This is a genomic window from Virgibacillus alimentarius, from assembly GCF_000709085.1.
GTDB classification, from domain to species: Bacteria; Bacillota; Bacilli; order Bacillales; family Amphibacillaceae; genus Virgibacillus_B; species Virgibacillus_B alimentarius.
The window spans coordinates 1-6,291 of sequence record NZ_JFBD01000130.1 but is presented as its reverse complement, the minus strand read 5'-3'; the positions used below and the strand labels follow the sequence as shown (position 1 = coordinate 6,291).

Genomic DNA, 6,291 nt, shown 5'->3' with positions numbered 1-6,291 from the left:
GAGTATAAGTCGCGCAGTAGCGTCGCAAACGCGCGCGACAATCTTTCAAACTCGCGCAACAGCCACGTAAAGTTGAGCAATAACGCCTAAAACTCGCGCAAGGACTGCCTCGCTTCCACATCAATACTTACCCAGCAAGGAGGTGGTTGGTTTTCTGCCCCAGCAGAAAACCTTCCTTCTCATGAGTCGGCTAACTCTTTTTGAACTTTTTTGCGGTAATCCGCATCGGTAAGGAGTTTTAATTCGAATGCATTCTGGCTATTTCGGACGCGCATGCCCTCAAAGGTGCTTAGGTCATCGATCAGGAGGGCGATTTCGATTTGGTCGCCTTCCTTTGTTTCTGCGTACATGGTATTGGTTGTGATGAATGCAGTCGAGCCTCCTTTTGCTCCAAGATGTGCAAAGGTTTCCTGGTTTTCTTCATGCATTTCCATTGGCCATTCCAGCAGGTCGCGTACGGTCGCATTTACTCCTTCGGGAAGTTGGTCGCTCGAAATGTTGTGTAAGAGTTTTCCGTATGCTTCTGCAGTGGATCCTGGCAGGCGGTCGGACCAGATTTTTTGTACGTCCAGAGATGAATCAAATGTGACGTCTCCAGCTTTTATTTTGCCGGCTTGCATGTCTTTGCTCAGTTGCTCGGCCATCAAACGGTATTCTTCCATTGGCATTTTCTCCAGTTTTTGGATGAGTGCTTCTTCTTCCATGGTTTCCGTTTTTACATGTTCCGGGATTAATAATGCGCTGACGATTGGATAGATTTTATCATGTTGCTTGATGCCGAGTTTGTCGATGCGTTTGTTGATTGCGTCGACTCCGAGCAGGTTGATTAAATATTCGGTGTTGGCGTTGGAACTGTTGGCGATCATGCCTCGCGCAACATCGTGCAATGCCACTTCACCGTTTTTGATTTTGTCTTCTTCTTTCATTGTCTCCAGCCAATTTTCATGTGCATTTCCATCTGTATTTTCGATGTAAAAACGCTCCAGATCTTTAAGAGGAACGGGTTGGTCTTTTGCGAGTTTTTGATCCTCGATTTGCATCGCATATTCTATGGCGATGATTATTTTTACGGTGCTTGCCAATGGACGTATTTCATCCGCTTGATAAGCGCTTAATACATCGCCATTTTCCACAAGATATAAAGAGGTCGATTCCGGATGTTCTTTTAAATAATCTAATACATAATCAGGATTTTCCCTGAGAAGAATAAAGAACGTAATGCTCAAAATAAGGATAATGGATCCATAGATGATGAGTCGCTTTTTCGTGTATGTTTTTTTATCGAATAAAATGATAAGCAGAAATCCAACGATAATGGCAAGCAGGTAGTCAATGTGAAAGACTAGCACTGCGACGATTATGCCTAGCGCAATGCTTATCATAAACATGGACTTTCGGATATTTTCCTTTGTTCGATCTTCTTTTTGAATCAGGGAAATAAGGGAGAGAACAATAATTCCAATCACCCCAACCCAAGCATACATGTTCATCGTGCCTACTCCTTTCTATACGGTATTAATATTTTTTTCTCAGGACAGTGACCATAGAGGCCTGAAGGATGAAGGTTCCTGTTAGCAAATACCAGATTGCTAGTTTGTACGTTTCATAATCCATGCTGCTAATGAAGTCATCGTATAACGTAATGAACAGCCATCCAATTGGAAGGAAGGGAAAAGCGAACCGGTAAGAGGCGTTTGAGATACTTTGCCCCCGTTCATCTTTGTTCTCCTTGCTCCATTCAAATTTTAAAGAAATAAATACTGCGATAAAAAAGATAATAACATAACCAAGACGTAATAAGCTCCATATTATTTCCATCATTCAAGCCTCCTCTTCTTCATATTGAAAAACTTCCTGCAAAGCTACTCCGAAAAAAAGTGAAATTTCAAATGCCAATTTTAACGACGGATTGTATTTATTTTTTTCCAGGGAATGAATCGTTTGTCTGCTTACACCTAATTCCTCAGCAAGTTGCTTTTGAGATAAATTCCACTCAGCTCTTAATACGGCGATTCTGTTTCGTATTTTTCTGTCATTGTTTAAGGACATGTTCCGTTCACCTCTTATCATTCAGAGTGTAATATATTTTTTACCTAAAGTCAAAAATAAATGACATCAAACTTGTTTGTTTAGTTGTCTTTAAAATAGGTAACACTAAGGGAGATTATTGTTTGGAAAGGGGTATAATACAAGTGGAAAATCAATCATGGACACCGAAAGAAAAGGGGTTCGATCATACACTTGGTGTGATGAGGGAAGGATATATGTATATTCCAAACCGCATGCAAAGTTTTCAAACGGATATTTTCAAAACGCGGCTGCTGGGGGAGCAGGTGATTTGCTTAAGCGGGAAAGAAGCAGCAGAATTATTTTATGATATTGATAAATTTAAGCGGCACAAAGCGGCGCCGAAGAAGGCAATGAAAACCTTATTTGGACAGGGCGGCTTGCAAACGTTGGATGGGGTAAAACATCAGCATCGCAAGGAAATGTTTATGTCTTTGATGTCAAACGAACGTTTGAACAAATTAAAGGCGATTACGGAAAAACATTGGGAACAGGCGCTTCATGCATGGACAGGTAAAGGAAAGATTCAGCTTTATGATGAAGCGAAAGAAATGATGACACGAATTGCCAGTGAATGGGCTGGCCTGCCAGCGCCGGATGACAAATTCGAGGAACACGTGAAGAAAGTGAGCAGTCTGTTTGAATCGCCTACGAAGCTAGGTTTGAAATATAAAAAAGCAGTCAATCATCGAAAAGAATTGGAACAATGGATTCGAGGACTCATCACACAAGTCAGAGACGGGAAAATGCATCCAGAAACCGGTTCAGCGCTTGACGTGATATCCTGGCACCGCGATTTGAATGAAAATTTACTTGATTCCCAAACGGCAGCGGTGGAAATTGTCAATATTCTGCGGCCAATTGTAGCGATCTCCATTTATATTAATTTTACCGCACTCGCTGTTTACCAATTTCCGAATGAAACGGTTAAACTGGTCAGTGGCAACGAACAGCTCATGCAGCAATTTGTACAGGAGGTACGGCGCTTTTATCCGTTTTTCCCATTTTTGCCGGCACGAGTAAAACAAGATTTTACATGGAAAAATCACACCTTTCCAAAAGGAACGCTTACACTGCTTGATTTATATGGTACGAATCATGATCCGAAGTATTGGGACAATCCGAACCTATTTAAACCGGATCGTTTTGCCGACTGGTCAGGAAGCCCATTTGATTTTATCCCGCAAGGCGGGGGCGATTACTGGATGGGGCACCGCTGTCCAGGTGAGTGGATGACCGTTGACGTGATGAAAGTAGCGCTTGATTACCTCGTCAATAAAATGGATTACACCGTGCCAAAGCAGGATTTGAGCTATCGTTTGGTTCATATGCCAAGCATCCCGCCAAGTCATGTGATTCTAGAAAATATACAGCGTAAATAAAAGGAAGCTGATTCGCATTTGTGCGTTTCAGCTTTTTTTGGGTATGTGCGTTTAATCTTTTAAAAAAAGTGCTCAGTCGATGCCCCCTTTTGCAAGTTACCTTCGATTGTAGTGGTGAAAGGGAGGTGAGACACATGGCAATCGCAGAGAAAATGAATTCACAGATGCGCTTGGTGCTCTATGATGGGGAAGATTTGGAAACAGGAAAATCCATCTATAAAACGAAAAGCTTCAATAATGTAAAAACGAGCGCGAATGCGGATCAGTTGTACGCAATTGCACAAGCTTTTGCACCGTTGCAGGAACGCAGACTGCACAAGGTCGAACGGAATGACAGCTTTGAGATCCAAAAAGAGGCGTAACTTTGTAACAAAATAATAGAAGGGAGGGTGCACGATGAAAAAGTTAGAACTTAAATTCGAAAACGAAGACGGTAAAACAGTAACGTACTCCTTGGATAAGCCGGTTGAACCGGTCGATCCGGAGGCAGTGAAAAGTGCGATGGATGAAGTGATTGCACAAAATGCGTTCACTTCATCTGGCGGCGATTTAATCGCGAAACATAGCGCACGCATCGTAGAACGAAACGTAGAAGAAATTGATTTAGCTTAAGAGTCAGGCAACCAGACCAGCGACAATACCTCGCTGGTCCTGTTTTTTTAAAAAGAAAAAGGAGGGATGATGCAATGGAGACTTGGATTTCATTCGTGACGGAGATTGGTTTTCCTGTGGTGGTGACCTTTTATTTGCTGCACCGGATCGAGGATAAGCTCAACACCCTGATCGAATCCATCCACGCATTGCCGGAAAAAATGAAATAGAAGTTTATGAAAAGGAACACCAGGGCTTGTTTAGGCTGGTGTTCCTTTTTATGGTACGAAAAAGCCAACTGATTTTTAAGAGAACAGTCGGCTTTATTTAATTTTGAGAAGCACTCGACGGGCTGTGCAATCAACACTTCACCCCACCTTTGATAGATGAATTTCATGCCTCCTTTTTTAAAATCTCGCTGTTTATGATGAAATAGGTGTTCTTTTTTATTACTAAAAGAAAGAAAATTGTGATAAAATAAATGCCAAGGAGGTGATCGTTGGTGGTGGATGGCACGAGGCGTATTATCGTTACCGACCATGATGCAAGCTGGGTTCGAATGTTCGAGGAAGAAGCAGAAAAGATACGTGCTATGTTTAAAGACGAAGTAGTGGCGATTCACCATATCGGGAGTACGGCCGTACCGAATTTAAAGGCGAAACCGATCATTGATATCCTACCGGTTGTCAAAAATATTGCGGATGTAGATGCGCATCAGGGAAAAATGAAGGAATTAGGATATGAAGCGCTTGGAGAATTTGGGCTCCGAGGGAGAAGGTTTTTCCGAAAAGGCGGAGTGAGTCGAACACATCACGTACATATCTATCAATCTGACCATGAACGTGAAATCGAGCGTCACGTAGCTGTTCGTGATTATTTAAGAGCCCATCGTCAAGCAACGATGGAATATGGAAATTTAAAGGAAAAGCTTGCAGAAAAATTTCCTCAAGACAGCGAAGGATATCGTAATGGCAAAGCAGCATTTGTTCAGAATCTGGAACACCGAGCCATGGAATGGAAGTTTTCTTAGCAAAATCAATACATGAAGGAGCATGCCATGTCATGATATTAAAAAATCGAACGAAACCGATCGTTTTGGAAAAATTAGATGCCGCAATCGGACGGCTCCCCGACAATTTTCCAGCCTTATCGGATATGCAAAGCGAAGCGGCCACCCGGTATAAAGGCTATATTGGCGAGCAAAAAGTGGATTATCATTTAGAGCAGTTCGCTCGTGAATATACGATGTTTCAAGGTATATGTCTTCAAGTCGATGGAAAGACCGTTCAATTTGACACCGTTCTCATAACGAAGCAAGCCATCTACCTCATCGAAATAAAAAACTTCAGTGACAAAATCACCTTCGATACGATCCTCCATCAATTCACCCGTAGCGATGGCCAGAAAGAAACAGGATTCCGTGATCCCCTCATCCAAGCGGAAAATCAGAAAAACAAACTCCAACAATGGCTCCGCGCACATCATCTTATAAACATTCCCATCTATTATTTTATTGCTATTAGCGATCCTAGTACGATTATTGACGTCATTGGTGATCAGGAGGCAGTCTCAAAAGTAGTAGCACATGGTGAGCATATTCCAAGGAAAATTCTCCAGCAAGAAGAAGTATTACGAAAAAAAGGGCCTGGTAGCTTTAATCACTCTAAAATCGGACAAGCCATCTTAGGCGCATGCAAAGCGCATGATTTTGATATTTTATCAAGGTACGGGGTTAAAAAAAGGCATTTGCTGACGGGTGTGCACTGTCCGGCGTGTGGAAAATTAGGGATGGAGCGTTTGTATGGCACGTGGCAATGCAAAGCATGCAGCAAAAGGGCGAAGCTGGCCCATCTGCGGGCATTCTCGGATTACTTCCTGCTTATCAGCCCGTGGATCAATAATAAGGAATGTATGCGATATTTACGGATTCAATCGAGGAACGTTGCAACAAGACTGATGAAAACAAGCAATATGAAATATCAAAAGGAATATAAACGATGGATTAAGGCGGATAGAAGAAGGGCTTTGTAGAGAAGAAGGAGGGTTGGTTTTCTGCGTATGCAGAAAACCTTCCTTTTGATGAAAGGGGAGGGAGATTTTCTGCTTAAGGCAGAAAATAGGGTTGATGGAGGTGATCTTCCTTGATGGTAGATTTGATTGGAATGGAAGATGTTGCTTTTCAGGAGGAAGTCGAGCAATAGGAGGAGAAAGTCGAGCGATAGGAAGGTATTCTCGCGCAATAAGGGAGGTA

At 42.3% G+C, this 6,291-nt stretch carries 9 protein-coding genes; 6 read left to right on the top strand and 3 right to left on the bottom strand.

All coding sequences use genetic code 11. The features are described 5' to 3' along the window. Positions 1–179: 179 nt before the first annotated feature. Genes GZ63_RS0115885 through GZ63_RS0115875 form a run of 3 tightly spaced genes read right to left on the bottom strand, consistent with a single transcriptional unit; the run spans position 180 to position 2,049 of the window. On the bottom strand, positions 180–1,490 hold the full coding sequence (locus tag GZ63_RS0115885; RefSeq protein ID WP_029271244.1) for a serine hydrolase: 1,311 nt from the start codon (positions 1,488–1,490) through the stop codon (positions 180–182). 25 nt (positions 1,491–1,515) lie between these two features. Further along, complete coding sequence (locus GZ63_RS0115880) at positions 1,516–1,818, bottom strand: hypothetical protein (protein ID WP_156947759.1); 303 nt, start codon at positions 1,816–1,818, stop codon at positions 1,516–1,518. Positions 1,819–1,821: 3 nt separating this feature from the next. Next, positions 1,822–2,049 carry a helix-turn-helix transcriptional regulator gene (locus tag GZ63_RS0115875; protein WP_029271240.1) on the bottom strand — a complete coding sequence of 76 codons (228 nt, stop codon included), beginning with the start codon at positions 2,047–2,049 and terminating at the stop codon, positions 1,822–1,824. Between the two features lie 122 nt (positions 2,050–2,171). On the opposite strand from GZ63_RS0115875, the gene GZ63_RS0115870 reads away from it, so the two are divergent. From GZ63_RS0115870 to GZ63_RS0115845, 6 genes are all read left to right on the top strand, one after another. Beyond that, positions 2,172–3,449 (top strand): cytochrome P450, encoded by a 1,278-nt coding sequence (locus GZ63_RS0115870; protein WP_318842394.1) that lies wholly within the window; start codon positions 2,172–2,174, stop codon positions 3,447–3,449. A 134-nt stretch (positions 3,450–3,583) separates the two neighbouring features. Continuing rightward, on the top strand, positions 3,584–3,811 hold the full coding sequence (locus tag GZ63_RS0115865) for a DUF1659 domain-containing protein (RefSeq protein WP_029271236.1): 228 nt from the start codon (positions 3,584–3,586) through the stop codon (positions 3,809–3,811). A gap of 34 nt (positions 3,812–3,845) precedes the next feature. Next, positions 3,846–4,061: a DUF2922 domain-containing protein gene (locus tag GZ63_RS0115860; RefSeq protein ID WP_029271234.1), complete on the top strand. Its 216-nt coding sequence runs from the start codon at positions 3,846–3,848 to the stop codon at positions 4,059–4,061. Between the two features lie 74 nt (positions 4,062–4,135). Then, positions 4,136–4,270, top strand: a complete 135-nt coding sequence (locus GZ63_RS17660; RefSeq protein ID WP_084179376.1) for a YvrJ family protein — start codon at positions 4,136–4,138, stop codon at positions 4,268–4,270. Between the two features lie 272 nt (positions 4,271–4,542). Then, positions 4,543–5,070 (top strand): GrpB family protein, encoded by a 528-nt coding sequence (locus tag GZ63_RS0115850; RefSeq protein WP_029271232.1) that lies wholly within the window; start codon positions 4,543–4,545, stop codon positions 5,068–5,070. A 32-nt stretch (positions 5,071–5,102) separates the two neighbouring features. Continuing rightward, positions 5,103–6,071, top strand: a complete 969-nt coding sequence (locus GZ63_RS0115845) for a nuclease-related domain-containing protein (RefSeq protein ID WP_029271230.1) — start codon at positions 5,103–5,105, stop codon at positions 6,069–6,071. The last annotated feature ends 220 nt before the right edge of the window (positions 6,072–6,291 follow it).